Consider the following 23787-nt stretch of genomic DNA (forward strand, 5'->3'; position numbering starts at 1 on the left):
TTCTATTTTGTTGGGGAAATAGATTCAATCAATGTAAAACACCCCTCAACCAATTGGTTGAGGGGTGTTTTACACTTTTTTAGTATCTTACAGCATCGTAAGAGTTAATTCTTCCATGCTGGAAGTAAGAGCCTGTACCGCTGATAGGATCAGCTGTTTGTTCGATCGCTTGACGGATTTGAACATTGTTTCGTCCTTGCCCTGCAAGTAATCCCGCTAAACCTGCAACGTGAGGTGAAGCCATCGATGTACCTGACATGTATGAGTAGCCGTTGTTAGGTACGGTAGAAGCGATATCAACTCCTGGAGCGGTTACATCCACCCAAGTTCCATAGTTTGAGAAAGAAGCTTTACGGTCTCTGGAATCAACTGCTCCTACTGCAATGGCGTTAGGGTAAGAAGCTGGCTCAAACGTTGTTGATACTCCGTCATTTCCTGCAGCGGCAATGACGACAGACCCTTTGTTCCACGCATAGTCAACCGCACTTTTTAACGTTGTTGTATTACAGTCGCAACCAAGAGAAAGATTTAGAACTTCAGCGCCTTGATCTGCAGCGTAACGAATACCTGCCGCGATATCATCAAGTGATCCACTTCCGTTGGCATCTAATACCCGAACGGCAAGAATCTTTGTATTAGGAGCCATACCGGCAACCCCGGTTCCGTTGTTCGTTTCAGCCGCAGCGGTACCAGCTACATGTGTACCATGTCCATTTAAATCCATCGGATAATAATCATTGTCGACGAAATCATATCCACGAATCGTTTTGCCGTCTAAGTCAGGGTGGTTATAATCTACACCTGTATCAAGAACGGCGATTTCCTGACCGCTGCTCCCGCGTGCAAGATCCCATGCACTAGGTGTATACGTGTTTTGTGGTCCATATTGATATCCTTGGTAGTAATAATCATTTGGGGTCCAGGTGGCTGAGAAAGTATAGTTAGGTTCAGCGTATTCTACATTAGGATTCTTACTTAATGCTTTTACAGTTGCTTCTACATTTCCTACTTTTAACACTTCAAAAGGCTTCTTCTTACTAGCTTTTTCCTTTACTGCAGAAGCATTCACTTTTTTGAGAGTGTTTCCTTTTTCAGACTCTGCCACACCGTCTTTAAATTTTACAATAACCTCACCTTTTGTATAGCTGCCTTTTTCGAGGCTTTTACTGACAACTGTCTTTTTCGGGGCTTTCTCAAGAGGGTTTTGATCTTGTGCAAAGGCACTTCCTCCGAAACTAGGTACGAGAGCAAGTGAAGCAGCTAGAGATAAAGCAGCAATTTTTTTAAACTTCATAATAGCATTCCTCCGATTTTCTTTTTTTGGCTCAACGACAAATGAATGGATTAGTGAAACGTTTGCTTGTGGAATAACCTCCTCTTATGAAAATTCACAAGAATAATTGAGAGTGTGTATGAGAAAGTATGTATATGATTCTTGCTAACTAGGATTCTAGCAGACCCTTCCAAAAAACAGAATAGGTCAACAATTCAGAATATGTAAATTTTTGGGAGTTAAGGGGTGGCCAAATGCAAAAATCACCGAGATTCAAGAAAACTTTCCTCCACACTCCCACAAAAACAAAAATAACCATAGGAAAACAGTCCCGCATTTTCCCAACCTCATTATTAAAATTTTTGAGGGACGGACCTCCATTTTTATTGAAAAGAGTATGGTGATTATGCATAAATGCTAAAAATTGCATCATTAGAGAGATGGATTTAGAGGTCCGTCCCTCTAGGAAGGGGAGAGTGGAGGGCAACATTACTTATATTACTCAACATTACTTATATTACTTATAAGAAAAAGGACTTCTGTCTATGAAGTCCTTTAGGTTATGCTATATCATTTTAATGATTTTCTACTGCTTTATTTAAAGATTGATAGATTTTCAAGCTTGAAATGTTTATTCCCATCTGTACAAATTCGATACTCATTTCTGGGCGCATACCCGATAAAATCGGTTCGATTCCCAATAATTTAAGGCTGTCAATCAATTTCATGATTCCCTGTTGGAACAATGGATTCACTTCATACACACCGGAAAGATCGATGATTAATTTATGAATGGATAGCTTTTTACACTCAAGAAGGACATGCTCAGCCATCATTTCTCCACGTACTTCATCCACTTGTCCAATGAGAGGCAATACTGCCAAGTCGGAGAAGATGGGAACGACTGGAGTGGATAAGGACAAATACTTTTCTTCAGATATTTTCAGCTGTTCTTCTGCATACTCACTATATGCTTCACAAAAAGCAGAAATCATAGTGGTGAATGTGTGATCGATATCGTTTGTGATTTGCAGTAGGATATCTTTAGAAATGGTTGCTTCATTGTGCAAAACGATATTTTCTAATATCACTTTTTTATATAAGGATGATTTACTTATGGACATGTGCAAAGGAACTCCTTGGCCTGAAGCAAGTCTTCCAACTTCCTTTCCCCACTGACTTGATTTGTCTAAGTTATTTTCTCCCCTTAGCAAGCCTTCACCTATAAGTTCGATAAGCTGCTCAAAATAAGGAAGGCTTTCAATTCTTCGTGCTTCCACGTAAATTGTTGGATAAGCAGCTAAAAGCTCTGAGAAAATGTTATTGGCGATTTCATGCTTTCTCTCAATCAGTTGATCCCCAATAGAAGTAGTGATTGTGTGGTGAGTCATTTTTCTCCTCCAGATGTATGATTTTCCTTTATTATAAAGTATTATTAATTTTTAGTATAGGCTGGAAAGACTAGAATAATAGTATACCAGGTATATTGACAATATGATGTCATTACCTTATAATTTCATTAATTTAAAATATTTCCAATTAACGATGAAGAGAAAATTATAATGGAGTAATTGATGTACAGAGAGCTCTATTAGCTGAAAAAGAGCCATCATGTTCATTATGGTAAAAGACTTGGAGTTATGTATGAAGCTCTTTCAGGCAGTGAATACATCGGTTTCTCCCGTTATAGAGATAGGATATACAATGTATCCAAAGAGGTTGGTATGGTGACATGCCAACAAACTGAGGTGGTACCGCGAAAAATAAACTCTCGTCCTCAAGAATTATTTCTTGAGAATGAGAGTTTTTTATTTTGATAAAGAGGAGTGTTTTGTATGAACCCTGTATTACTTGAAGTTCCACCAGTGTTAGAAACGGAGAGGTTAGTACTAAGAATGCCTCAGCCAGGTGATGGCAGGTCAGTAAATGCAGCCATTAAGGCTTCACTATCTGAATTAAAGCCGTGGTTAGGATTTGCACAAAATGACCCTTCAGTAGAAGATACGGAAACGAACACCCGTGAAGCTCATGCGAAATTTCTAACAAGGGAAAGTTTGAGGTACCTCATCTTCCGAAAAGATACAAATGAATTCGTCGGTTCAACAGGCTTTCACAACATTGAATGGAGTGTTCCAAAATTTGAAATCGGTTATTGGATTGATACCAGAATGAGTGGGCATGGTTACATGATGGAAGCAGTTGGGAAATTGACCGATTTCGCCTTAACTGAATTAAAAGGAAAAAGAGTGGAAATCAGGTGTGAATCCACAAATGGGAGAAGCAGGAGAATTCCTGAAAGGCTTGGCTATATACTGGAAGGAATTCTGCGCAATGAGGATCTTTCGGTTGATGGGGAACGGTTAACCGATACGTGTGTGTATGGAAAATATAAATAGATGAAGCATGGTCTTAATTAAGACCATGCTTCATCTATTAACCGTCATTGAATTGACTACTTATTTTTAAGCAGATTCTTATGGTTTCGAAAGAATTTTTCTTATGAATGAATTTATATATTTTAGAAAAAACATGGGGACATTGCACCGGCAAAGGAGGAAGTGAAACCGCCTCGTTTACATATAGCAATTTTTAAAAGAAGAGGCGTTTCTAAAATGAAAACTGCCTATGTAATGAGTGACTCCTTAAGACATCTCCCAATCTTTTCTCAACAAACTATACGTTACAAGGTCTTCATAATGATCATATAACCATTGACCATCCCGCGTGATACCTTCCTTGTCAAATCCCAAACGTTCCGGGATGTCAATGCTTTTCTTATTGTTGATGGCACATTGGATTTCTACCCTGTTGATGCCCATTTCACTAAATAGATAGTTTAATAGAGCAGAAACGGCTCGTGTAATGATCCCTTTTCCTTCTGCTTCTTCCGAAAGAAGGTATCCAATACTGGTGCTCTTGCTTTTCCAATCAATATAATGCAGCCCGATCATACCGACTAATCTCCCTTGATAGCGTATTCCGGCATCGAATCCGTTGTTATCCGCATAATTCCGTATCCAGATGGGTATGATCGACTCTAAATCCTGTGGGGACTTCCGTTTATCGACCCAAAGAAGCCACTGGCGAAGATGATCCCGGTTGGAATCAATCAGTTCGTATAACTCCTCTTTGTGGTGCTGCTGAAATAGCTCGATCGAGATTTCTTGATCTACTTTGAAAGAAAACATGGGAACATCTCCTTTAATATATTTAGAAGATTATACCATATGTATGTTGCTTCTTTCTAGGCTTTTTATCATAATGTGATTCAACCGAATTTATTTTATAATAGAAGAACGAACAACAACTTAAAGGAGGTGGTGACATGGTAATGAAAACAAACTTACCAGAGTCCAAAGCGTCTCATGCAAAGCCTATTATTAGAAAGGCGATACTTTGCATGGGGGGACGCTGACTGATCGCCCTTAAAGTTCATTTCTAGTAAGTCGGCTTTGCACCTTATTTACTTTATTAATCAGAAAATAAGGGGCTGACTGAAATGAAATATGTGAAAGCTGAGAGTGTTTTACCACCATCGCTTCTTGTTGAAGTCCAGAAATATGTACAGGGGGAAACTCTTTATATTCCTAAACCTAAGGTGAAATACCGAAAATGGGGTAGCCGTTCTGGAAGTAGAAAAGAAATTGATGAACGAAATGGTGAGATCAAAGAGGCTTTTTTGAATGGAAAGACGATTCAAGAATTAGCCGAACATTATTATCTTTCAACGGAAACAATTAAGAAAATAGTGTATAGAAAGCGCTGATGATTATGTCAGTGCTTTTTATCTTGTATAGATTGATTCTGAACCAAACTCTACATATATTTTTGACATGTACCGGTTTATAGTAAAAATAGGGTTGCACGGAATAACTGTGCTCCTTGACTCATCTTAAAAAGCCGATTTAAGATGATGATAATGACAAATGTTTTTAGGAGCGATTAACATGGAACCATTTATTCGAAATGATCAATATAATTTCATAACGTATCAGACTCAAGTACTGATCAATGGATATTCAACAGTGAATGATCTAGGTGTCCTTCAAGCTTTGAAAGGACTTGTGAAAGATAAGGTGACAAATTTGTTCGATGAACTGTCTCAAGCTCAACTGCACATACTTGATCCAATCGGGAATATCAGGGATTCTGACCAGGCGGAGGATTATTTAATTGGATTAAAACCTTATGTAATTCCATTTCCAACTGTTTCTGAAGCCTCATTAAAAAAATTATTCCCCAAAGTGAAAAAACTTAAGTCACCTGATTGGGGAAATATCGATTTCAGGGATCTCTCCTATTTAGGCTGGAATGATTACGGACAGGAGCGAAAATATATTGTCGCTATGCATGAGGGTAAATTGAAAGGATTTAAGGGTACCTTCAAAAGCAGCAGCAAGAAGGGAATTTGCACGATTTGCAATACCTTTGGAAGCATCGGATTTTATATGTCTGAATCGAAAACTTCATCTCAAGGAACCTTTGTGAAGAAAGGGAATTACGTCTGCCAGGATAGTCATGAGTGTAATGAAAAGCTTAAAGACAAAGAGAAATTGGATGATTTTATTCAGAGAATTAATCATTAGTAGGGTGCGCCGAGCAAGTGTCTCGGCGTATTATTATTGTATTTATACTAAATTACGGAATTCCAATTCTTCTCAACACTTATAAATCCCTTGAAACATTACCATACTTTAAGTAGTATAGATAAGTAGAAAATTGTAGAGTTTCGAAATGAGGGTTTTAAATGGAAAAGAAATCCATATACGGATTAACATTAGATCAACTGACAACATGGTTGGTCGAGCACGGTCAAAAGAAATTCCGTGCCGCCCAGGTGTGGGATTGGTTATATAAAAAGAGAGTGACAAACTTCGCGGATATGAAGAATCTGAACGCGGACTGTGTACAATTGCTTGACGAACACTTCTATCTTCATACACTCACTCAAGAGGTTAAACAGGAATCCAAGGACGGCACCATTAAATTCCTGTTCAAGCTTGAAGATGGTAACTTAATTGAAACGGTTCTAATGCGATTCAATTATGGACTAAGTGTTTGTGTGACGACGCAGGTCGGGTGCAACATCGGTTGTACATTCTGTGCAAGTGGACTGCTGAAGAAGAACCGTGATCTTTCAAGCGGAGAAATCGTAGAACAGATCATGAACGTTCAACATCACTTGGACGAAGCAGGAAATGGGGAACGTGTCAGTCATATCGTCGTAATGGGGATCGGTGAACCATTCGATAACTACGATAACATGATGGACTTCTTCCGAGTAGTGAATGACCAAAAAGGTCTTTCCATCGGAGCTCGTCACATCACCGTTTCAACAAGTGGTCTGGCAGATAAGATTTATAAATTTGCCGACGAAAACATTCAAATCAACCTGGCCGTTTCCTTGCACGCACCAAACAATGAATTGCGTACGAAGATTATGAAAATCAACCGTGCGTACCCGTTAGAGAAATTAATGCCAGCAATTGATTACTATTTAGAAAAAACAAATCGACGCATTACCTTTGAGTATATCTTGTTAAGTGATGTGAATGATCATAAAGAAGAAGCCATTCAGCTGGCCAAACTGCTGAAAAACAAGCGTCACCTTTCTTATGTGAACTTGATACCTTATAACCCGGTTGACGAACACAACCAATATCAAAGAAGTACGAAAGAAGCGATTGTCGAATTCTACGGTACATTACTTGAACATGGAATCAATTGTGGAGTCCGTGTGGAACAAGGGACGGACATTGATGCAGCTTGCGGTCAGTTAAGAAGTAAGCAGATCAAGAAGGATAAGGTTAAATCTTAATACTTTTTATATGGAGCACATAGATTCCTAAGTGGAATTTGTGTGCTTTTTTTGTTTACTACATTCGAAAGTTATTGAATTAATAATTCTATAAGTATAGAATTATTTACAAGGTACAAATTTTGGAAATGAGGTGTTTCTATATGGATGTGCTCCATTTGACCAGTCGGAAAAGAGAGACGTATGAGGTAAGAATCGAGGCTTCTCTTCTATGGGAATGCGCTTTGGGGATTGCTGCAATCACAAATACAAAGCTTATTGATACATTAGAGAAACCAAAAGAGTCATGGGACCATTTGAAAAAATCTTTATCTGAACCTTTGATTGAGGATTTGAAAATGGTTGAAGAGAACAATACCTGGAAATCTCTACTCCTTTTGCTTCATCAAAGTGAGTTTAGGGATCTATCTGAATTCATTCTGTTTATAGATGCATTGGGCGATGAAAAACTAAGATTTATCTGCATTCCATACATAGGGATGAAATATCAAGAACTTCGAACGCATGCTTCAGAAGGAGATGAGTCATCAAGAAACAGTTTGAAAAAACAGACAGAGAATAACCCGTTTTTTCCAGATTATATTGATTTCATCTGCACGACCAATATTCATGACCTTAGGAAACATCTGACGAGTGTCATGACCCGATGGTATGAAGAAGTGATTTATCCTCAAAAAGAAACACTATCTCAAATATTGTCAAGAGATAAACAATCCAAGGAGAAGATGTGTGGAAATCTAAAGTCCGATGCGTTGGTAGAATGGGCAACGGGCGGTATCACTTATTTGCCTGAGCCAAGTGTGCATACAGTATTGTTGATCCCCCAGTCGATTTATCGCCCTTGGAACGTAGAAGGGGATGTTGAAGGAGTAAAGGTGTTTTATTACCCCGTAGCCAATGAAAGCATCTATCCTGATGATAAGGATATGCCAAGTTATTTTCTGGTTCAAAAACATAAAGCACTTGGTGATGAGGCGCGCCTCCGAATGGTGAAATTGCTGAAAGGTTCAAACCGTACTCTCCAGGAAATCACGAATGAACTGAACATGGGGAAGTCGACGGTCCATCACCATTTGAAAATTCTCAGGTCAGCAAGACTCGTAGAAACGCAGAATGGGAGGTATCGCCTGAAAGAGAATGCTGTTCAAGCTTTATCAAATGAATTGATGCAGTATTTAAATGATTATTAAAAGGGGAATTTGATATGGGAGAGCGTGTGGTCAAGGTGAATCAATTGAAGGATTTCCCACCCTTAAAGAAAAACTATTCTGTTTTCAGATTTATGGGTGGGAACCTTATTTCATTTTTCGGGGATCAAATATATTTAATCGCGATTCCTCTTATGGTATTAGCTATTACTGGATCACCTGTGAGTATGGGAATTGTAGCGGCTCTTGAACGGCTGCCGATTCTATTGCAGCCCTTCGCGGGTATCATGTCCGATAAATTCAACCGGAAGCTCCTGCTCCTTTTGTGCGATTTAGGACGATGCTTACTTGTTGGTGTTATTGGAGTTCTATATATCATGGAGATACTTGAGATGTGGATGGTATATCCGGTAGTATTCGGTATTGGCTTATTAAGCCAAATCTACAATACATCTCAATTTGCTTCAGTACCAAGCCTGGTGAGAAGAGAAGACCTACAGGCTGTAAATTCACTGAATACCGGTATATTTAATTTAGCGGTTTTTTTAGCACCAGGTTTAGGAGGGTTGCTCATTTCCTTTTTTAATCCCGGATATGCTCTGTTGGTGAACAGCGGAAGCTTCCTGGTATCTTTTCTTGCCATTGCGGGTCTTCGCATGAAGATGAAGGAGAGGGTTTCATCTAGCATTTCCATATGGGGGGATATAAGGGAGGGATTCGTATTCGTCGCAAAGACCAAGCCGATCTTGTATACCAATCTTGCCATGATATCTTCTGTGTTCGGAACTACATTATTTCTCACATTATTGGTGTTTCACCTGAAAGATTTCCTCAATGTAAATACGGTCATGATTGGCTGGCTATTATCAATGGGTGGAGTGGGTGCGATTCTCGGCGCTGTTACGTCAAACCTTTTTCGGAAGCGGTTTTCGTATCGGAGCATTTTATTTACAGCCTCTGTCATTGGAGGGCTATCGATCTTGTGTTTCGGCTGGGTAGAAACCTACTTTTGGCTTGTGATCATGAATGCAACCGGGACCTTCTGTGCTTCGATGATGAGCCCGTGCATCATTACGATCCGGCAAACGCTGACACCCGATCACTTATTAGGAAGGGTCCAGGCCACTAGCCGCCTCATGACATGGGTATCCATGCCCCTGGCCGCATTTCTTGCAGGAATATTGGCTGATTCCATAGGTACAGACCTAACCATCATGCTCGCTGGAGCCATCTCTACACTGGCCTCCATCCCTTATCTCCATCACAGTTTGAAAGATAAATAGAGGGACGGACCTCCCACAACTCTGTTTTATGGTAGGATGGAAATGGAAACTAAATTGGTGAGGCGAATGCAGATATGATCACTGAAAGACAATTGAAAGAGAAATTAAAAAAGATCGTTTTTATCCGTTTTAATATAAAGTGGCATAAGCACCATTACAACTAAGAAAGGGGAGCAGAGGATGCAATCGAATCATTATGACATCACGATCATCGGAGCAGGAGTGAGCAGTGTGTTTCTCGCTTACACCTTGATGAAGCACAATGAACATATCTCCATCCACATGATTGATCTCGGCAAAAAGCTGAGTGAACGTACATGCGGTTTAGATGAGGGGCGCGGGTGTACGTGTGAAGGAGTGTGCAGTAAATACATCGGATTTGCGGGTCTTGGAAAATCAGAGGGGAAATTTAATTACACGAATGATTTCGGAGGAGAGCTTGGCAGGAAAATTGGAAATCAAACCACACTTGATTTGATGAAGGAAGTAGACGATATTCTCTGTGAGTTTGGCGGTGACATCATCCCGTCCTATAGCACGAAAAATGAAACAGTATCAAAGCGAGCCAGAATGGTGGATGTGAAGGTTCTTTCAACTGAGGTCCGTCATTTAGGAACACGTTTAGCGAGTGATATTTTTCAAAGAATGTATGAAGTGCTCAAAAATCGCATTACGTTTAGTTTCGAAACTCATATTGATACAATTTCAAAACATGATCCGGGCTTTCACTTGAAATCTAATAGCGGTGACTTTACAACGGAGAAATTAGTGATCGGTACAGGAATGAGCGGCAGCACGTGGCTGAAAAAACAAGCAGCATCACTTGGACTTTTTCCAGGAAAGACACGTCTGGATATGGGGGTTCGGGTGGAAATGAAAGGGGATCAGCTTCAATCGATATTAGAAGATACGTTTGAAACGAAGCTGAAAATCGAAAGGGATTCATTCAGCGCGACGACCTATTGTATGAATCCGCGAGGGAGGATCATACGGAAACACCAACATGGACTCGTGATGCCAGACGGACAAAATGCCCGTGAAGAAGATATACCAAGTGCAAATTTGAACTTCAGTTTGTTCGTTCCACGTTATTTTCATTCCCATGGTGAGGCAATGGATTATGCAGTGAGCACTATAGGAGGGATTAATCAAGGAAGAGAGCGGATTGTCGTTCAGAGATTGGAAGATTTCAAATTACATAGGAATACAGAATCGCTAGAGGGGAACCTGATAGGTCCGTCCCTCAAAGCGGAATGTGGGAATCTTCGGGAAGAGGTTCCGGAATTATATAGTATTGCGCTTAAGGAATTTTTTGCTTCTTTGGAAAGCCTTATTGGGGAACCGATACACCATGATACGCTTCTTTACGGGTTAGATGCGAAGTATTATGAACCGAAATTACCGACGGATAAGAACTTTGAAACAGATGTGTCAAATCTGTATCTCATTGGTGACTGCTCGGGGGAAACCCATTCCTTATCGCAGGCAGCTGCAAGTGGTATTTATTTGGGGAAACATCTGGGGATATAGGGCTTTTACCAGTTAATAATAAATTTGGAATAATTTGAAACCTTTCTGTTTGTTTTTTCGTAATAGTAGAAAAGAACAGGCAGAAAGGATTTTTTTATGGGGTTGCGAGTAGAAAAAAACGTTTTGGAATATGAAACGAATGTAGATAATCATCCAAAAAAGGAGATGAGTATGTACTCGCTCCTACGTTTATTGGGTATTTTTATTTTCGTTGGGTGGGGAGCCATATTCTTCACAGTCCCCCTGGATCTGAACCATAAATTCGAATGGGTTCAAGTGAAGGGCATTCATGTAGATAGGCAAAAAACGATAGAATTCTTTCTATGTCTGATCACTGTTGGATTTATATATTTTGGGTTGCTATATTTATATTTTAAAAAATTGTGGGGAAAAACTTTTTTACTGATCTCTCTGTTATGTCTCGGAGTAATCGATGGTCTCTTTTTTTTCCTTTCATTATAAATTTTTTATTCATAAATATAATCATTTTCTAATGAACGGAGGCAGCTCAAATTGAATTACTATGTCAACCTATTAATAACGATAATCATCCTAATTATTGGAACCGGTACGGCATTCTTCATTGACCAATTCAGCAAACAATTAGAAAAATTTATTTCTTCAAGGTACTTATCCTTCACGATCATCATGATCCTCTTCACCCTAATGACTGGCGCTACGGTAATGACCAGCTCATTAGGAGGGTGGAGCATAATGGATACGGCTTTCATTTCCAGCCTTTGCTTTTTTGCACTGGGATGGCTCACCAATATTTCAAAACGAGCTGGAATTAATCAGGCATCAACGGCCGCTAAGTTCATCACAAATAATCAAATTAAATATGAATATGAATCAGCGAGTTCTTCTAATAAGAGTCCATATTTTATTGCGAGTCTCCTTTTTCTAGTTATGAGTTGGAATATCATTTTGGATGGCTTACAGTTAATTGAATGAGGAGGAATGTTTTTTGTCTGATTGGGGTGTCTTGATTCTATTATTCATGATCATTATGACAGTACTGGCTTTAACTGATTATACGATTATGAAAGTTACCGGACAGGATAAGAAGAAGAGAATTTGGGCGGGAGTCATATGTTTACTCCTTACACCTGTGGTTTTTATCTTGACTGGTTTATCCGTAAGTCCATTTGATCCTTCTGGGTTTGGAACAGGTATGGTCATGATGATATATGGAACTTTTTTCGCATTGAATGCCATAGGAATCATTGTGGTTGGATTGTTCACTGAATGAGGAAGTGGGGCTTTAAGAATTCTTACAATACAAAGGAGAGGTTGAGAGCATGTTAGAACTTTTTTCTTATAATTGGGAAATACGCGAAGAATGGTTTAATTGGTGCAGGGAAATTGATCCGGATGAACTGACGAAAGAGCGTACAGGCGGGATGGGGAGCATTCTGAAGAATCTCTTTCATGTAGTGGACTGTGAGCAAATTTGGATGAATCAATTACAAGGGAAACCCGTGATAAAAAAGGATTTACATACTATTTCGACACTTGACGAAGTCATTGAGTTTTCAGGAGTGACCAGGCAGCAAACGGAAAACTTTCTGTCATTATGGACTCCTGCCTATGGAAAGAAAGAACTCAATATGACAACAAGGTCAGGTGAAACATACCTCTTTACATACCAAAAAGTTTTGCAGCATGTAGTGACCCATGAGATCCATCATATTGGTCAATTATCCGTGTGGGCAAGGGAGATAGGTAAGAAACCGGTGTCGAGTGATTTGATTTTTAGATGAATAAGTGACTCCGAGGAAGAGGTTGGCTTATGAGTTTTTGGTTATGGGTTGCTATTTTCACAGTATTATCTGTAAGTATTGCTGTAGCAATCACTGCTGAAAAAAAGAATTAAACTTGCTTTCAAAGAATTTACATATAGGAAAGAGGAGGATATACAGTGGTAAATCAACGGAATTCACTGATCGAAAAAGTGAAAATCATTCATGGTGACAATTATGCAACCATTGAGGATACAAAGGAATTATCCACAGAAGAAATGAAAGAGCTCGTCAGATTTCTGGAACAGAATCCAGCCTATCATTCCTTGTCTACCCTAAAGATTCTTGTGAATCAAATATTCTCCCGGGAAGTAGATGAATATTTAGTGGAAAAAGGATATGAAATGGTTGATGAATTTGTTACAGTGTATAAAAAGCTTGAGAAGTCGGAAATCGAACACTCTTATACTTTGAAGAATTTACATGAGATTTCAGAAAATGAGTTTGCTCATATCTGGATGCAAACGATGGAGGGCTCCCTTAATGTCCAATCTTCCTTAACCATGGAAGAACATATGAAAAGTGTCACGGTCGAACTGGGTGACAGCTATAAGGATTCCTGTATTGCGATTTATGAAGGAGATCAGGCAATTGGCGTCTTAATGCCACATATAGAACCGGGCACGATAGATGAAGGAAGGTTGTTTTATTTCGGATTGATTCCTGATGAAAGAAGCAAGGGAAAGAGCAAGAATCTGCATAAACTGGCACTTAGTCTGTTAGCTAGTGTGTTTCATGCAAAAAAATATATTGGGGGGACGAGTAAAAATAACGCTCCGATGATCCGAACATTTCTTGCCAATGGGTGTGAAGTGAAGGATGTGAACAGGGTCTTCCTTAAGAAATCCCTTTAGTACTGTGACAAGCAATGTTATACTTGATGAATTGTTCAACAAGAAAAGGGGAGTTAAAGCCTTATGAAATATATGAAATCACAAATGAAACTGTTAATCAAAGATAATAAAGAATTGCAAGCCCGCCTGAAAGTATTGATGGATGAGATGAACTTAGAGCGTACGTTTGCTCTTAAAGCATTGTATCATTCAGAGGTAGCAGAAGGCGGAAAATATCAGGCTGCCTATCAAGCGTTAGACCAACCAAAGGAGTAAATCTTTTTTCTGTGAAATTCCGTATAGTACATTCATACAAATGACATAATCAGCGTTTTTATAGTGCATATAGACGGCAAGGTAAGAGAGGACATTCCCTCATTATCTTGCCTTTTCATTTTTCATTCAGAATAAATCTCCTGTTTTCACTCATTTCAGACTTTCCAAATTTGTAAGAAGGTTCCCTTCAAAATCATTAGGGTTTTCTCCCAAGATCTATATGTTTGACTTATAAAACCATATGTATTATATTAATTGACAGGTCAATGATTGACCCATCAATTAAATTAAGGAGGAGGATGCTTTGTCCATCTCTTGTCGTGAAGAAGAGAAGATAATCGTTCAACTAAATGATATATATAAGCAAATGAGTCCTAAGTTTGAGCGCTGTACCGGAATTAGTCAGTCTCGGTTGGATCTTTTGCACAAGTTGTTCGAAGTGGAAGAAATTAGTCAAACGGCTTTACAAAGAGAAGTGAATATTGATAGTGCAGCCGTGACGAGACACTTAAAGCAGCTTGAAGGAAAAGGGATGGTCTCCCGCCGTAAAAATCCTGATGATAACAGGTTTACATTTGTCCGGTTGACAGAGGAAGGCCGTCAGAAAATAGAAGCTTATCGTGAAGAGAAAGAGATCTTTATCTCTAAAGTCTTTAAAAGCTTTACAAAAGAAGAACGTTCGGTTTTATCCGACATGCTTAATCGTATTCAGGATAATGTACAGGACATTGAATACTAAATTTTACTCATAAAGGAGAATGCATCATGAATCAAACAAAAATCAATGACTTTAACCAAATCATCACAGGTCGTCGTTCCATCCGTAATTATGACCCGTCTGTGAAAATCAGCAAAGAAGTAATGACAGAGATACTAACCGAAGCCACTCTTGCACCATCATCTGTAAACTTGCAGCCATGGCGTTTTGTGGTCATCGATAGTCCAGAAGGGAAAGAAAAACTTGCACCACTTGCGAAATTCAATCAGACGCAAGTCAAAACTTCATCTGCAGTGATTGCGGTATTTGTAGATATGAACAGCCTTGACTATGCGGATGAGATTTACAATAAAGCAGTAGAAGAAGGGTATATGCCTGCAGAAGTAAGAGACAGACAGCTACCATCTATTAAAGGATTACTACAAATGATGACAACTGAACAGTTCAGGGAAATGAACCTCATCGACGCAGGGTTAGTATCCATGCAACTCATGCTTTCTGCACGTGCTCACGGATTTGATACGAATCCAATTGGTGGATATGAAAAAGATCAAATTGCTGAAGCATACGGGATGGACAAAGACCGTTACTATCCAGTCATGCTGATTTCAATCGGAAAAGCGGCAGATGCAGGCTACAAATCTGTTCGCCTGCCAGTAGAGTCCATCACAGAATGGAAATAAAAGATAAGAAAAGAGGAGAAAGTATATGATTATTATTCATGCAGAATTTCATATTAATCCAACAAAAGAACAAGCATTTTTAGAAGAGATTCGCCCACTTGTAGCAGCATCCAAAGCAGAAGAGGGAAACATCTCATATGACTTAATGAAAGATACTGAAAGAGGAAGTGTCTATACTATGGTAGAAGTGTGGAGGGATACTGCTGCCGTTGAGATTCACAATGCGAGTGAGCATTTTACTTCATTTGTTGGGAGAGCACCTGAGTATTTAGCGGCTCCTTTAGATGTGAAGATTTATGAAGGAAATAAGATAGAGAAATAATTAATTTTATGGGCATCTGACTTTTGGTTGGGTGCTTTTTTTATATAAAAAATGCCAGGCGCATAAGCACCCGACATTTCCAACTACACTTCGATAATAACTGGTAATATCATAGGTTTCCTTTTCAAATGCTTGAATAGGTATTGACCTACGTCTTTTTTGATCGCCTGTTTCATTTCTTTCCAGTCGCGAATATTTTCTGCAGACAATTCATCTACAACTTTTTTAACGAGATGGTTTATGTCCTTTAATAGGTCTTCTGAGTTTCGTACAAAAACAAATCCCCGTGATATGGTATCAGGCCCAGAAATAATCGAATGCTCCGACTTGCTAAGGGTAATGACAATGATAAGCATTCCATCTTCAGAAAGCTGTTTTCGATCACGTAACACAATTGATCCGATATCTCCGACGCTCAAACCATCTACAAAGGTGTCTCCTGCAGGAATGGTTCGCGTTTGCCGGGCAACGGAATTCTCGAAATCGACGACTTCACCGTTTTTTATTATAAAAGTATTTCCTGTTTCTACTCCTACCGATTCAGCCAGGATTCTGTGATGATGCAGCATTCGGTATTCACCATGTATAGGAATAAAGTAAGTCGGCTTCATTAATGTTAGCATGAGTTTTAAGTCTTCTTTATACCCGTGTCCAGATACATGCATCCCTGTTGTACTTCCACTTCCGTAAATCACGTGGGCACCAAGTTGAAATAAATTATCCAGAATACGTGATACGTCCTTTTCGTTTCCTGGTATAGGTGAAGCTGCCAGAATGACAGTATCACCTGGATAAACGTATACGTCCCTGAAGCTTCCAGTCGATAGGCGACCCAGTGCCGCCCTGGGTTCCCCTTGACTTCCCGTACATAAAATCGCAACCTTTTCGGGAGGTAATGCATCAATTTCACGGGCATCGATCAGCATCCCGTCAGGCACGGTTAAATATCCCCGTTCCATGGCGACTGAAACTACATTGATCATGCTCCTTCCTAATAATGCCAGCCTCCTGTTTGTCTTGATGGAAGCATCGACTACCTGTTGGACCCGGTTGACATTCGAAGCAAAGGTTGAGACAAAGATTTTTCCAGTGGCTTTCAAGAACGCTTCATCCATATGATTCCCCACCATTTGTTCAGAAGGGGTCAAGCCGCCCCGCTCCGCATTGGTGCTTTCAGAAAGTAAGACCAATACCCCTTCATCACCGATCCTGGCCATTTTATGAATGTCTGAGTATTGATGATTGGCAGGTGTTAAATCGAACTTAAAGTCTCCAGTATGTACGACATTTCCTTCCGGCGTATGAAATACGATACCTAAACAATCCGGAATGCTGTGACTGACCCTGAAGAACGAAACATCGATCGTTCCTAAATTCAGGATGGAATTTGAGTCGATGGTTACAAGTTTTGTATCTCTTATAAGTCTATGCTCTTCTAATTTTAGTTCGATTAAACCCAGGGTGAAATGTGTAGCATAAATGGGCATGTTAATCTTTTTTAGAAGATAAGGTATGCCACCTATGTGATCCTCGTGGCCATGAGTGACGATTAATCCCCGTATTTTATCTTTGTTTTTTTCAAGATAAGTAACATCGGGAATGATTAAGTCAATTCCCAAAAGACTTTCATCAGGAAACTTACCTCCACAATCGATGATGACAATATCATCACGATGTTGAATGACATACATGTTTTTTCCTATTTCATTGATCCCGCCAAGTGCAAAAATGGATAATGCCTGTTCATTGGTATGCAAGAATGAACCCTCCAAGACAAATTGTTTTGGTTATTATGCCCGAATAGGTTGATTTCATTAAGATAAACTTTTTGTTTTGAGAGATAAAAAGTTACGTGAAATAAATATATATATGGTAAATTATGTTATTATTGTTTATGAATGATACATACTAAGGAGTGATGATGATGACATCAACAAATGCATGGGCAGAAGTAGATCAATATTTTACGAGTAAACTTCAAGTATCAGATCCACTTATGGATTCTGTATTGAAAGCAAATAGAGAAGCAGAACTGCCTGCAATCGATGTATCTCCGAATCAAGGGAAGTTTCTCTCGTTGCTTGCACAGCTTAAAGGAGCGAAACGAATATTGGAAATCGGGACACTTGGAGGCTATTGTACGATCTGGCTTGCCCGTGCACTGCCTGAGGACGGCCGCCTTGTAACCTTGGAATATAGTGAAAAACATGCAAAAGTCGCTGCAAAAAACATACAAAACGCTGGAATGGAGCGAAAGGTGGAAATTAAGGTAGGTGCTGCCCTGGATACGCTGCCGACTATTGAAGGTGAATTTGATTTCATTTTTATCGATGCAGACAAACAAAACAATGCAAATTATTTTAAGTGGGCACTCGAGCTTTCTCAACCTGGAGCTGTCATCATTACAGATAATGTGGTACGTGGTGGAAGAGTAATCGATGAAAACAGCGGAGATGAAAGCGTTCAAGGTGTTCGCCATTTTGTTGATATGTTGTCTAAAGAGCCCCGTATTGATTCAACGGCTGTTCAAACTGTCGGGTCTAAAGGTTACGACGGGTTTGTAATGGGGATTGTGAAGGGATAAAAAAATATTATTGTATTTTATGGCATTTTTCTGTAAAATAAATGAAAATTCATAATCATACATGTCATGATAGGAATGAGTAGTGACTTATCTCCCTGGTGAAGAGAGCTGATGGCTGGTGGGAATCAGTACAAAGATAAGCGCGAATTACCTCCTTAAACATTCTCTGTGAACCTTTCTTAGTAGCAGAGAACGGCCGATCCGTTATCCGTATGAAGTGGAAGAGAAATCTTCAATGAGGGTGGTACCGCGTTAACCACGTCCCTTTTTTTGGGGCGTGGTTTTTTGGTGTGATTTTTGGTTGAGAGAGTGGATAACAGCGAAAGGTTCATTTTTACGGCGGAAGTTGAAATATATAGGCGGAATTTTCGTATTAACGGCGAATTTCCGAATATATAGGCGAAATCACAAATTCGTCGTTTCTAATCAGAATATATCAGCGTAATTAAAATGATCTCAAAGAACACGTTCAACCTGACGAATATTTAAACGATCATATTAATCAAGGAGGAATCACCATGCAACACAAATGGGAATCACTTTCACAAGAACAACAGGCAGAAGTGGAAAAGCAGTTAACCGTATACAAAAATGGAGTTCATGAAATCATCCCAGAAGCAGAGTTAAGGCAAAAACTCGTCAAGTCAATTGCCACAGAAGTACCATTGAAAATCAAGCTTGGTCTAGACCCAACCGCTCCCGATGTTCACCTGGGTCATACGGTTGTTCTGAACAAATTAAGGCAGTTCCAAGAGAACGGTCATATCATTCAGCTTATTATCGGGGATTTCACAGGTAAAATCGGTGATCCGACTGGTAAGTCCGTTGCCAGGAAGCAGTTGACTGATGAAGAGGTGAAGAGAAATGCCCAAACTTACTTTGAGCAATTTGGGAAAGTCATCGACAAAGAGAAGGTGGAGCTTCATTACAATTCCAAATGGCTGTCATCGTTGAATCTTGAAGATGTGATTCATTTATCATCGAAGATCACGGTTGCTCGATTAATTGAAAGAAACGATTTTTCTAACCGGTTGTCAACAGGGAAGCCAGTCTCGCTTCATGAGTTTTTCTACCCGTTAATGCAAGGATACGATTCCGTCGCATTAGAAAGTGATGTGGAGCTTGGCGGGACGGATCAGCAATTCAATGTGTTGATGGGAAGGCATCTTCAGGAGCATTACAAACAGGAGAAACAAGTGGTCATATTACTTCCTTTACTTGAAGGTCTTGACGGCGTGGATAAAATGTCAAAATCAAAACATAATTATATTGGAATTGATGAAAATCCTAACCAAATGTTTGGGAAGACGATGTCGATTCCGGATGAATTGATCATCAAGTACTTCAACCTGATAACGGACTTATCTTTAGATGAGAAAACGAAAATAGAGAAGGAATTAATTCAAGGGACACTCCACCCCAGAGACGCCAAAATACGTTTAGGAAAAACCATCGTGTCTATGTACCACGGAGAAGAAGCAGCTGCACAAGCCGAAAACAATTTTAAGGAAGTATTTCAAAAAGGCGCACTGCCTGATGATATTCCAGAGATACAGTGGACAGGTGAACGCAGAATGACCATTATCGACTTACTTGTTAACTTAAACATGCAAGGTTCAAAGAGTGAAGCACGACGGATGATCCAAAATGGAGGAATCAGAATCAATTCAGAAAAGGTTCTGGATATGCAATTGGAAGTAGAGATTGAAGATGGACTGATTGTACAGGTAGGGAAGAGGAAGTATAAAAAGCTGAGAATAAGGTAACTCCGTAAGAAAGTCGTCTAATCAGTATGAATAAGATGACTTTCTTATTTTTTATTAAATCAATTATTTTTGATGTATTGTTGTTGCCTCAATGGAAGATCTTGCATATAATGAGGGTATATCAAATAAATTTGATTTAAGAGGAGCTGATAGCATGAATAAACAAATTCCATTAAAAGATATATCACTGGATTCAACCTTCAGTAATTATGAAAAAAAATTCAAGGCACTAGCAGATCAAAAAAGGTTATTTATCCTGCACCAAATTACTGAAATGGGAGAAGTGTGTGTATGTGACTTATCTGATAAATTAGACTTACCCCAATCTAAACTTTCCTACCATCTGAAGATTTTAATGGACGCTGAGTTGATCTTGAAAGAAACGCGGGGCACATGGAGTTACTATACATTAAATCACACTGAATTGAATCATTTGTTATCAGAACAACTTTGCTGCTTGTTTAGGCGTGAATAAAGTGATTAATTTGCATGGTGACATCTTATGATTTATTCATCAAAAAAAATTGATGTATAATATTCAATAATTAATCAAATAAATTTGATTAATTAAAATGGAGGCAGTCAAAATGACTATGTTTAAAGATTTTATCAGTATCGCCCTTGAACTAACTGTGCTGTTTGTTGGAATATCCTTTGTGATTCATCTACTTCAAGGAGTTATTCCTTATAAAAGGATGGAGGAGCTGATGGATAGAAGCCATCCTCTGTTGAGTGCTCTGATTGCTGTTGGTTTTGCATTCGTCACACCATTTTGCTCTTGTTCAACCATCCCTATTGTCGTAAATCTATTGCGAAACAAAGTTCGTTTTCCAATTGTGATGATTTTCCTTTTTGCCTCACCTGTACTGGATTTAACGATTTTGTCCTTGATGACCTATTTACTCGGATGGAAAGTAGCCATTGCATACACGATTTTAACCACTTCTTTTTCTATAATCATAGGATTTGCGTTGAGTGCATTTGGATTTGAAAGACAACTAAAAAATGTCATGGTAGAAAATTTCTCAGTCCCTGAGAATGGAATCGACATTAAGAAAGCGATAAGAGAAACACTTACACTTATGAGAAATGTCTATCCATTTCTTATTATCGGGGCAGGGATTGGTTCGGTTATTCATGGTTCTGTTCCAACTGAATGGATTACAACCTATTTGGGAGGAGAGAATTGGTGGCTGGTTCCAATAGCTGCGATTATCGGAATTCCATTATATATCCGACTTTCTACAATGATTCCCATTTCCCAAATTCTCGTTGCTAAAGGAATGGCACTGGGACCAGTAATGGCTCTTATGATTGCATCAGCAGGAGCAAGTCTTCCTGAGGTGACGTTACTCCATAGCATTTTTAAGAAGAAGCTTGTACTCGCATTTATTGGCTCTGTCCTCATTATGTCTACTATGTCAGGATTCTTATTTTACTTTGTATAAGGAGGTGAAGAAAATGAAATGGTTAAAGAGTGTGATAGGTCAGAAAGAACAGAGGGATTGCTGTAAAGTGAAGTTGGTAGAAGTTAAAGATGAAAATGCTAAAAAAGAATGTTGTCAAAAATGAAAAATGAAGCCCTTGTTTACTAACGTAGGGCTTCATCTTTTTTTGAGGGGATGTGAGCTTGCGACTATCCTCATTCAAATCAATGAGTAGGTGCTTCGGTTAAATTAAAGCCAATATACTTTAACGCAGATTCTAAATTGCGTACCTTAACAATAGGTAGTTGAGATAATTGTCCGTTATCCTTTTCGTGAATCGCAATATCAGGTGTAATTCCTGTGAGGATGCTTTCAATACCCATTACCTTCAGTGATTTTACTAAGTTAATAAATACCGATGGAAAAATTCCATCTAAAATAAGCAGTCCGGATAAGTCGATAATAAAGTACTCTGTATCGTGACTTGAGCCATATTCGAGAACTTTGTTTATTATTTTATCTGCCCTTATTTCATCGATGACTCCCTGAATACTAAGACAGGCAATTCCTTCTGTAATTGGGATAATCGGAACACTCAAGTAATTCATATTAAATTTGGTTTGATCCAAATCCAGGATATAAGACAGGATATCTGCCATGGATTGAAGGTATTCAATATCCGACTGACAGAAATTTTTCTCTTCTTTATCCATGACACATAATGTCCCAAATACATCCCCTTGTAAATCTCTTAGCGTAACCCCGAGAAATCCTTTCACCCCTAATTGAGAAGTAACTTCAACTCTTTGGTGATCGCATCTTCTGCAAGGTTTAACTTATGCATCTCATTGTTTTCATTCATTATAATCAACCTACAATATGTATCTCCATATTTAACAGAGTAACCCTCTGGAATGATCTCTTCTTTTTCGTTATAAGAACTTAAAACAGTCATGGAATCATCGCCTCGTCTTGTTACATAAGCCGTTTGAACATTTAAGTGTTTGCTTATGCTGTGGAACAACTTTTTAGAGGTGGCTATTAATGAATGGTATTCGGATGACGCTAAATTATACTCATTAGACACGAATCTTTCCTCCTCCTCTAAACTAGAAATCTAAGAACTATGTAAGCAATCAAAAAAATACAGTTAATGTAACTATATAGATAATGGGGATGGATGTCTAATAAGAGACCTTTTTAAAAAAATACTTATTTAAGTTATAATTTACCTTATATTGAAATCCGAAGAGAGGAAATGGAGTGTGCAATCAGTTATTTGTTATATTCAATGCAGATGAGTTGTCTAATAAGCAATAAGAGAGTAAGAGGAGAACAAAAATGAGTAGAATCACAATAGAAAAAGCAACAATACAAGATGAAGAAGCTCTTACCAATATAAAAAGGAAAGTCTTTGGTGCTGAAAAAGAGAAATGGCTTTCATATGCAGAGGATGTAGTCGATTACAATATCCAGCCACCAGGCTACGACTCCATTGAGATGGGGAAGTATATGATCCATGAATTGAATTATTTCAAAATTTTTTATCAAGAAGTGCTTGTTGGAGGTGTTATTGTCACGTTAGAGGGAAAGCGCCATGGAAGAGTCGACCGTATCTTTGTTGATTCAGATTACCAGGGAAATGGAATTGGTTCTGCTGCCATAAGATTAATAGAAGAGAAGTTTCCGCAGGTGAAATCGTGGGAGCTTGAGACATCCAGCAGGCAGCTGAATAATCATGCCTTTTACGAGAAATTAGGGTACAAGAAAGTCTTTGAATCAGAAGATGAATTCTGTTATGAGAAAAGGTTACAACTTGATGCGACAGAAGAGGTTGAGACGAAGGAGATTCACATTCAAGGTGATACCTTGAGACAATTTGACCTTTCCCGGCTTCAAGTGGAGCAGAGCAACATGACGGAAACGGATTTCTATGGTATTAACGGGAGTCATTCCACATTTAGTAACAGTAACCTAAAAGGCGCTCAATTTAGTAATTGCAATCTAAGTGAATCCCGCTTTCAGAATATTAATCTCAAAAAATCCCTGATTGCTGATTTGAATCTTTCACATAGTGAATTCGCCCATGTGACTTTCGGGGGCACTTATTTTCATGACACAACTCTTGGAGAAGAGGGTGAACCTATAATTTTTGAGCGCTGTGTTCTTAAAGGGTGCCAATTTAAAAGTTCCAATCTGATTGATGTTAGGTTAATAGATTGTGAGACGGAGGGAATGAGGATCAATAATATTTTGGTGAAGGATCTTTTGGATGCGTATGAAATAGTCCATAAGAAAAGGTAAAGAGTAAATCTTCTGACACC

At 38.9% G+C, this 23787-nt stretch carries 26 protein-coding genes and 2 other annotated features; of the genes, 20 read left to right on the forward strand and 6 right to left on the reverse strand.

The window, feature by feature from the left end; translation table 11 throughout:
• Positions 1-79 precede the first annotated feature (79 nt).
• Together FZC88_RS04145 and FZC88_RS04150 are read right to left on the reverse strand one after the other, a co-directional pair.
• Positions 80-1294 (reverse strand): S8 family peptidase, encoded by a 1215-nt coding sequence (locus FZC88_RS04145; RefSeq protein WP_148969163.1) that lies wholly within the window; start codon positions 1292-1294, stop codon positions 80-82.
• A gap of 554 nt (positions 1295-1848) precedes the next feature.
• On the reverse strand, positions 1849-2664 hold the full coding sequence (locus FZC88_RS04150) for an STAS domain-containing protein (RefSeq protein WP_148993751.1): 816 nt from the start codon (positions 2662-2664) through the stop codon (positions 1849-1851).
• A 145-nt stretch (positions 2665-2809) separates the two neighbouring features.
• Positions 2810-3055: a binding site (T-box leader), on the forward strand.
• 53 nt (positions 3056-3108) lie between these two features.
• On the opposite strand from FZC88_RS04150, the gene FZC88_RS04155 reads away from it, so the two are divergent.
• Entirely contained in the window at positions 3109-3669 is a 561-nt protein-coding gene (locus FZC88_RS04155; RefSeq protein ID WP_148993752.1) for a GNAT family N-acetyltransferase, read from the forward strand.
• 246 nt (positions 3670-3915) lie between these two features.
• On the opposite strand, the gene FZC88_RS04160 is transcribed toward FZC88_RS04155, so the two are convergent.
• The gene (locus tag FZC88_RS04160; RefSeq protein ID WP_148969160.1) at positions 3916-4461 is read right to left on the reverse strand and encodes a GNAT family N-acetyltransferase; all 546 of its coding nucleotides are present in this window, start codon (positions 4459-4461) and stop codon (positions 3916-3918) included.
• A gap of 311 nt (positions 4462-4772) precedes the next feature.
• Between FZC88_RS04160 and FZC88_RS04165 the strand changes: the two genes are divergently transcribed.
• The 14 genes from FZC88_RS04165 to FZC88_RS04230 all read left to right on the forward strand — a co-directional run bounded on the left by FZC88_RS04165 (position 4773) and on the right by FZC88_RS04230 (position 15686).
• A complete protein-coding gene (locus FZC88_RS04165) occupies positions 4773-5039 on the forward strand; it encodes a CD3324 family protein (RefSeq protein WP_148969159.1) in 267 nt (88 codons plus the stop codon).
• A 181-nt stretch (positions 5040-5220) separates the two neighbouring features.
• Complete coding sequence (locus FZC88_RS04170) at positions 5221-5859, forward strand: FusB/FusC family EF-G-binding protein (RefSeq protein WP_148969158.1); 639 nt, start codon at positions 5221-5223, stop codon at positions 5857-5859.
• 161 nt (positions 5860-6020) lie between these two features.
• Entirely contained in the window at positions 6021-7091 is a 1071-nt protein-coding gene (gene rlmN / locus FZC88_RS04175; protein ID WP_148969157.1) for a dual-specificity RNA methyltransferase RlmN, read from the forward strand.
• Positions 7092-7234: 143 nt separating this feature from the next.
• Positions 7235-8281 carry an ArsR/SmtB family transcription factor gene (locus FZC88_RS04180; RefSeq protein ID WP_148993753.1) on the forward strand — a complete coding sequence of 349 codons (1047 nt, stop codon included), beginning with the start codon at positions 7235-7237 and terminating at the stop codon, positions 8279-8281.
• A gap of 14 nt (positions 8282-8295) precedes the next feature.
• Positions 8296-9522, forward strand: a complete 1227-nt coding sequence (locus FZC88_RS04185; protein WP_148993754.1) for an MFS transporter — start codon at positions 8296-8298, stop codon at positions 9520-9522.
• A gap of 180 nt (positions 9523-9702) precedes the next feature.
• Entirely contained in the window at positions 9703-11052 is a 1350-nt protein-coding gene (locus tag FZC88_RS04190) for an NAD(FAD)-utilizing dehydrogenase (RefSeq protein WP_148993755.1), read from the forward strand.
• Between the two features lie 513 nt (positions 11053-11565).
• Complete coding sequence (locus FZC88_RS04195; protein ID WP_148993756.1) at positions 11566-12006, forward strand: hypothetical protein; 441 nt, start codon at positions 11566-11568, stop codon at positions 12004-12006.
• Positions 12007-12019: 13 nt separating this feature from the next.
• Positions 12020-12304, forward strand: coding sequence for a hypothetical protein (locus tag FZC88_RS04200; RefSeq protein ID WP_148993757.1), 285 nt, complete (start codon positions 12020-12022; stop codon positions 12302-12304).
• Positions 12305-12353: 49 nt separating this feature from the next.
• On the forward strand, positions 12354-12815 hold the full coding sequence (locus tag FZC88_RS04205; protein WP_148993758.1) for a DinB family protein: 462 nt from the start codon (positions 12354-12356) through the stop codon (positions 12813-12815).
• 158 nt (positions 12816-12973) lie between these two features.
• Entirely contained in the window at positions 12974-13708 is a 735-nt protein-coding gene (locus FZC88_RS04210; protein ID WP_148993759.1) for a hypothetical protein, read from the forward strand.
• Between the two features lie 63 nt (positions 13709-13771).
• On the forward strand, positions 13772-13963 hold the full coding sequence (locus tag FZC88_RS04215; protein ID WP_148993760.1) for a hypothetical protein: 192 nt from the start codon (positions 13772-13774) through the stop codon (positions 13961-13963).
• 304 nt (positions 13964-14267) lie between these two features.
• Positions 14268-14702, forward strand: coding sequence for a MarR family winged helix-turn-helix transcriptional regulator (locus FZC88_RS04220; protein ID WP_187443495.1), 435 nt, complete (start codon positions 14268-14270; stop codon positions 14700-14702).
• Between the two features lie 26 nt (positions 14703-14728).
• Entirely contained in the window at positions 14729-15364 is a 636-nt protein-coding gene (locus tag FZC88_RS04225) for a nitroreductase family protein (protein WP_148993761.1), read from the forward strand.
• 25 nt (positions 15365-15389) lie between these two features.
• The gene (locus FZC88_RS04230; protein WP_148993762.1) at positions 15390-15686 is read left to right on the forward strand and encodes a putative quinol monooxygenase; all 297 of its coding nucleotides are present in this window, start codon (positions 15390-15392) and stop codon (positions 15684-15686) included.
• Between the two features lie 83 nt (positions 15687-15769).
• Here FZC88_RS04230 and FZC88_RS04235 read toward each other — a convergent pair whose 3' ends face one another.
• Positions 15770-17443 (reverse strand): ribonuclease J, encoded by a 1674-nt coding sequence (locus FZC88_RS04235; RefSeq protein ID WP_148993763.1) that lies wholly within the window; start codon positions 17441-17443, stop codon positions 15770-15772.
• Positions 17444-17610: 167 nt separating this feature from the next.
• On the opposite strand from FZC88_RS04235, the gene FZC88_RS04240 reads away from it, so the two are divergent.
• The 4 genes from FZC88_RS04240 to FZC88_RS04255 all read left to right on the forward strand — a co-directional run bounded on the left by FZC88_RS04240 (position 17611) and on the right by FZC88_RS04255 (position 21484).
• The gene (locus tag FZC88_RS04240; RefSeq protein WP_148993764.1) at positions 17611-18270 is read left to right on the forward strand and encodes an O-methyltransferase; all 660 of its coding nucleotides are present in this window, start codon (positions 17611-17613) and stop codon (positions 18268-18270) included.
• 57 nt (positions 18271-18327) lie between these two features.
• Positions 18328-18539: a binding site (T-box leader), on the forward strand.
• A 249-nt stretch (positions 18540-18788) separates the two neighbouring features.
• The gene (gene tyrS, locus FZC88_RS04245) at positions 18789-20036 is read left to right on the forward strand and encodes a tyrosine--tRNA ligase (RefSeq protein WP_148993765.1); all 1248 of its coding nucleotides are present in this window, start codon (positions 18789-18791) and stop codon (positions 20034-20036) included.
• A 154-nt stretch (positions 20037-20190) separates the two neighbouring features.
• A complete protein-coding gene (locus FZC88_RS04250; RefSeq protein WP_148993766.1) occupies positions 20191-20511 on the forward strand; it encodes an ArsR/SmtB family transcription factor in 321 nt (106 codons plus the stop codon).
• A 112-nt stretch (positions 20512-20623) separates the two neighbouring features.
• Complete coding sequence (locus FZC88_RS04255) at positions 20624-21484, forward strand: permease (protein ID WP_397541165.1); 861 nt, start codon at positions 20624-20626, stop codon at positions 21482-21484.
• A 203-nt stretch (positions 21485-21687) separates the two neighbouring features.
• Here the strand turns inward: FZC88_RS04255 and FZC88_RS24310 are convergent, their stop codons facing one another.
• Together FZC88_RS24310 and FZC88_RS24315 are read right to left on the reverse strand one after the other, a co-directional pair.
• Positions 21688-22242, reverse strand: coding sequence for an STAS domain-containing protein (locus FZC88_RS24310; protein WP_397541166.1), 555 nt, complete (start codon positions 22240-22242; stop codon positions 21688-21690).
• Between the two features lie 2 nt (positions 22243-22244).
• The gene (locus FZC88_RS24315) at positions 22245-22550 is read right to left on the reverse strand and encodes a hypothetical protein (protein WP_262371668.1); all 306 of its coding nucleotides are present in this window, start codon (positions 22548-22550) and stop codon (positions 22245-22247) included.
• 254 nt (positions 22551-22804) lie between these two features.
• On the opposite strand from FZC88_RS24315, the gene FZC88_RS04265 reads away from it, so the two are divergent.
• Positions 22805-23767: a GNAT family N-acetyltransferase gene (locus FZC88_RS04265; RefSeq protein ID WP_148993767.1), complete on the forward strand. Its 963-nt coding sequence runs from the start codon at positions 22805-22807 to the stop codon at positions 23765-23767.
• The last annotated feature ends 20 nt before the right edge of the window (positions 23768-23787 follow it).

This window comes from Rossellomorea aquimaris (genome assembly GCF_008180865.1).
Classification (GTDB): Bacteria; Bacillota; Bacilli; order Bacillales; family Bacillaceae_B; genus Rossellomorea; species Rossellomorea yichunensis.

Excerpts from the sequence above, each read along its gene's own strand:
- FZC88_RS04145 (WP_148969163.1), bottom strand. The coding sequence starts at position 1,294 with ATGAAGTTTAAAAAAATTGCTGCTTTATCTCTAGCTGCTTCACTTGCT.
- FZC88_RS04150 (WP_148993751.1), bottom strand. The coding sequence starts at position 2,664 with ATGACTCACCACACAATCACTACTTCTATTGGGGATCAACTGATTGAG.
- FZC88_RS04155 (WP_148993752.1), top strand. The coding sequence starts at position 3,109 with ATGAACCCTGTATTACTTGAAGTTCCACCAGTGTTAGAAACGGAGAGG.
- FZC88_RS04160 (WP_148969160.1), bottom strand. The coding sequence starts at position 4,461 with ATGTTTTCTTTCAAAGTAGATCAAGAAATCTCGATCGAGCTATTTCAG.
- FZC88_RS04165 (WP_148969159.1), top strand. The coding sequence starts at position 4,773 with ATGAAATATGTGAAAGCTGAGAGTGTTTTACCACCATCGCTTCTTGTT.
- FZC88_RS04170 (WP_148969158.1), top strand. The coding sequence starts at position 5,221 with ATGGAACCATTTATTCGAAATGATCAATATAATTTCATAACGTATCAG.
- rlmN (WP_148969157.1), top strand. The coding sequence starts at position 6,021 with ATGGAAAAGAAATCCATATACGGATTAACATTAGATCAACTGACAACA.
- FZC88_RS04180 (WP_148993753.1), top strand. The coding sequence starts at position 7,235 with ATGGATGTGCTCCATTTGACCAGTCGGAAAAGAGAGACGTATGAGGTA.
- FZC88_RS04185 (WP_148993754.1), top strand. The coding sequence starts at position 8,296 with ATGGGAGAGCGTGTGGTCAAGGTGAATCAATTGAAGGATTTCCCACCC.
- FZC88_RS04190 (WP_148993755.1), top strand. The coding sequence starts at position 9,703 with ATGCAATCGAATCATTATGACATCACGATCATCGGAGCAGGAGTGAGC.
- FZC88_RS04205 (WP_148993758.1), top strand. The coding sequence starts at position 12,354 with ATGTTAGAACTTTTTTCTTATAATTGGGAAATACGCGAAGAATGGTTT.
- FZC88_RS04215 (WP_148993760.1), top strand. The coding sequence starts at position 13,772 with ATGAAATATATGAAATCACAAATGAAACTGTTAATCAAAGATAATAAA.
- FZC88_RS04225 (WP_148993761.1), top strand. The coding sequence starts at position 14,729 with ATGAATCAAACAAAAATCAATGACTTTAACCAAATCATCACAGGTCGT.
- FZC88_RS04230 (WP_148993762.1), top strand. The coding sequence starts at position 15,390 with ATGATTATTATTCATGCAGAATTTCATATTAATCCAACAAAAGAACAA.
- FZC88_RS04240 (WP_148993764.1), top strand. The coding sequence starts at position 17,611 with ATGACATCAACAAATGCATGGGCAGAAGTAGATCAATATTTTACGAGT.
- tyrS (WP_148993765.1), top strand. The coding sequence starts at position 18,789 with ATGCAACACAAATGGGAATCACTTTCACAAGAACAACAGGCAGAAGTG.
- FZC88_RS04250 (WP_148993766.1), top strand. The coding sequence starts at position 20,191 with ATGAATAAACAAATTCCATTAAAAGATATATCACTGGATTCAACCTTC.
- FZC88_RS04255 (WP_397541165.1), top strand. The coding sequence starts at position 20,624 with ATGACTATGTTTAAAGATTTTATCAGTATCGCCCTTGAACTAACTGTG.
- FZC88_RS04265 (WP_148993767.1), top strand. The coding sequence starts at position 22,805 with ATGAGTAGAATCACAATAGAAAAAGCAACAATACAAGATGAAGAAGCT.